Origin of the sequence: Streptomyces sp. FH025, assembly GCF_017427025.1 — a bacterium.
GTDB lineage: Bacteria > Actinomycetota > Actinomycetes > Streptomycetales > Streptomycetaceae > Kitasatospora.
The window spans coordinates 1-3114 of the sequence record NZ_JAFLNG010000808.1 but is presented as its reverse complement, the minus strand read 5'-3'; the positions used below and the strand labels follow the sequence as shown (position 1 = coordinate 3114).

Genomic DNA, 3114 nt, shown 5'->3' with positions numbered 1-3114 from the left:
ATGACCAGCTTCGCCCTGCACATCCCCGACGCCGACCTCGACCCCGAGCCCCTCGATCCGTCCCAGATCGTCTCCGGCACCCCCGAGGTCACCGGAAAGGTCCTCTCCGAGTCCCCCGACGGCCGCCAGCTGCGCGGCATCTGGCAGATCACCCCGGGCGTGGTCACCGACGTCGAGGCCGACGAGATGTTCGTGGTGCTCAGCGGCCGGGCCACCGTCGAGATCGAGGACGGCCCGACCCTGCACGTCGGCCCCGGCGACTGCGCGGTCCTGCGCGAGGGCGACCGCACCACCTGGACGGTCCACGAGACCCTCCGCAAGGCCTACGCCATCACGCTCCCCGAGAACCCCTGAGGCCCACTCCCCGGCGCAGGCGCCCCGGGTCCTACTTGGCGCGGACCCGGGACGCCTCCTTCACCGCCGCGTCCTGGATCCCCGCCAGCACCTGCTTCGGGTCCCCCGTGACCGCCTGCCCGATGCCAGCCTTGATCCGGTTGCTGACGTCGCCCCAGGCCGGATCCCCGAACGGGTAGAAGCTCGCGTTGGTCAGCCCGACCGCGAACTGCTTGAGGTCCTCGTGCTTCGGATCGGACGACATCTGGTTGAACGCGTCCTGCGTCACCGGCAGCAGGTTGTACCGCTCGTCGAACTTCAGCTGGTTCTCGCGCGTGTAGACGAACGACAGGAACTTCTTGATCTCGTTCTTGTGCCCGTTCGCCTTGAACGCCATCATCCAGTCCGCGACCCCGAGGCTCCCGGTCCTGCCGACGCCGTCCTTCTTCGGGATCGGCGCCGTCCCGAAGTCGATCTTCCCGGCGGTCGCCATCCGCAGCAGCGTCGGGTGCCCGTTCAGCATCGCGACCTTCCCGGAGGCGAAGTCCTGGAACACCGGCGTGCGGTTCATCTTGCCCGGGTCCGGGTACGTCAGCCCGGTGTTCACCAGGTTGTTCTTCAGCCAGCCGAACGTGGCCTGGTTCTCGGTGCTGTCGATGGTGTAGTTGCCGACGTCGTCCGAGAGGCTCCCGCCCCCGCTCAGCGTCCACAGCATCGACTCGGCCGGTGCCTCCTCGGGCCCCAGCGGCAGCCCGTACGGGGTCACCCCCGGCACCTTGGCCTTGATCTTCTCGGCCGCCTGCCGCAGCTCGTTCCAGGTGGTCGGCGGCTGGGCGATCCCCGCCTGCCGGAAGACCGCCTTGTTGTAGAAGAGCACCCGCGAGGAGGAGACGAACGGGATCCCGTACTGCGTCCCCAGCACCTGGCCCGCGTGCGAGAAGGTGTCCATGAACTTCGCCTGGGTGTCCATCGAGAGCACGTCCGCGGCCGTGTACAGCCGGTCCGCCGCGACCTGCTCCGCGAAGCCGCCGCTCTGCAGCAGGTCCGGGGACTTCCCGGCCGCGATCATGTCGTCGACCTTCTTGCCGATGTCGGTCCAGGTGTCCACCTCGACCTGGACCTTGATGCCGGGGTTGGCGGCCTCGAAGTCCTTGGCGACCTCGTCCCAGTAGTGCTTGGAGCTGGTCTCGGGGCTCTCCCCGTAGTCCGCGGCGACCAGCTTGAGCGTGACCGGCCCGTCGTTCTGCCCGCCGCACGCGCTGACCGCGGTGAGCACCAGGGCTCCGGCCAACGCAGTACCGAGCACACGGGTGGGAACGTGGGCGCGCCTGTTCAACGCGGGTACCGCCTTCAGGGGGGATGAACTACGGCCGGAGGAGGGAATCCGGCAGGGGGGAGCGCCACACTGCCAAACCGTCCGCCCACTGGTCCACACCACTGGGCCCCGCCCGCCGAGTAGTTACCGAAGTGCCCCGCTTCATTGCACGATGCGCAACACCCCGCGCCCGTAGCCCCGCGCCCCGCCGCCCCGGCCCGCGCGCGGCCACGGCGCACCCGGGGCGCAAAGCCCCGCACACCACCCGCAGTCGAGACAAAGCTCACCCAGTATGGACCAGACCAATCCGACAACTGGACTAGACCTCTTCGACCCGCCCAAGGGAAACTGTCCTCCGTGAAGCACGTCATCGCACTCGATGTAGGCGGCACCGGCATGAAGGCCGCGCTGCTCGCCCAGGACGGCTCCGTGCTGTTCGAAGCACGCCGACCGACCGGGCGGGAGCACGGCACCGACGCCGTCGTCGCCGCCATCCTCGACTTCGCCGCCGACCTCGCGGACGAGGGCCGCAGCCGCTTCGGCACCGCCCCGCTCGCGGCCGGCGTCGCCGTCCCCGGCACGATCGACGAGAAGAACGGCATCGCGGTCTACTCCGCCAACCTCGGCTGGCGCGACCTCCCGCTGCGCAAGCTGCTCGGAGAGCGCCTGACCGGCGACGGCGGCACCGCGATGCCGGTGGCCCTCGGCCACGACGTGCGCTCGGGCGGCCTGGCCGAGGGCCGGCTCGGTGCCGGCCGGGGCGTCGACCGCTTCCTGTTCATCGCGCTGGGCACCGGCATCGCCGGCGCCATCGGCATCAGCGGCCGGATCGAGGCCGGAGCGCACGGCTACGGCGGCGAGATCGGCCACGTCGTGGTCCGCCCGGGCGGACCGCAGTGCGGCTGCGGCGCCCGCGGCTGCCTGGAGACGCTGGCCTCCGCCTCCGCCGTCTCCCGCGCCTGGGCCGAGGCCAGCGGCGACCCCGACGCCGACGCGGCATCCTGCGCCGCCGCGGTGGACGCCGGGGACGACCGCGCCCTCGCGGTCTGGCGGAACGCGATCGACGCCCTGGCCGACGGCATCGTGCTCGCCCAGAGCCTGCTCGACCCGTCGACGGTGATCGTCGGCGGCGGGCTGGCCGAGGCCGGTGACACGCTCTTCACTCCGCTGCGCGCGGCGGTCACCGAGCGGCTGACCTTCCAGATGCCCCCGAAGGTCGTACCCGCCATGCTCAAAGACACCGCCGCGTCCCTGGGCGCTGGCCTGCTCGCCTGGGATCTGCTCTCACTGGAGGTGACCGCGTGACCACCGCGGACCGTGACCGTACCGCCCTGGCCGGCGCCCGACTCGTCCTGCCCGGTGGCGTCGTCGAGGGCGACCGCCTGGCCATCGAGGGCGACCGGATCGCCGGCCTCGGCGGCGAGACCGAACCCGGCGACCTCGACCTGACCGGCTTCACCGTCGTT

General features: G+C 71.3%; 3 protein-coding genes. 2 read left to right on the top strand and 1 reads right to left on the bottom strand.

Going from position 1 to position 3114, the window contains the following annotated elements; all coding sequences use genetic code 11:
- Positions 1-354 carry a cupin domain-containing protein gene (locus tag J0670_RS34175; protein ID WP_207816236.1) on the top strand — a complete coding sequence of 118 codons (354 nt, stop codon included), beginning with the start codon at positions 1-3 and terminating at the stop codon, positions 352-354.
- Positions 355-385: 31 nt separating this feature from the next.
- On the opposite strand, the gene J0670_RS34170 is transcribed toward J0670_RS34175, so the two are convergent.
- A complete protein-coding gene (locus tag J0670_RS34170; RefSeq protein WP_207816235.1) occupies positions 386-1609 on the bottom strand; it encodes an extracellular solute-binding protein in 1224 nt (407 codons plus the stop codon).
- A gap of 396 nt (positions 1610-2005) precedes the next feature.
- On the opposite strand from J0670_RS34170, the gene J0670_RS34165 reads away from it, so the two are divergent.
- The gene (locus J0670_RS34165) at positions 2006-2953 is read left to right on the top strand and encodes an ROK family protein (RefSeq protein ID WP_207816234.1); all 948 of its coding nucleotides are present in this window, start codon (positions 2006-2008) and stop codon (positions 2951-2953) included.
- Positions 2954-3114: the final 161 nt, after the last annotated feature.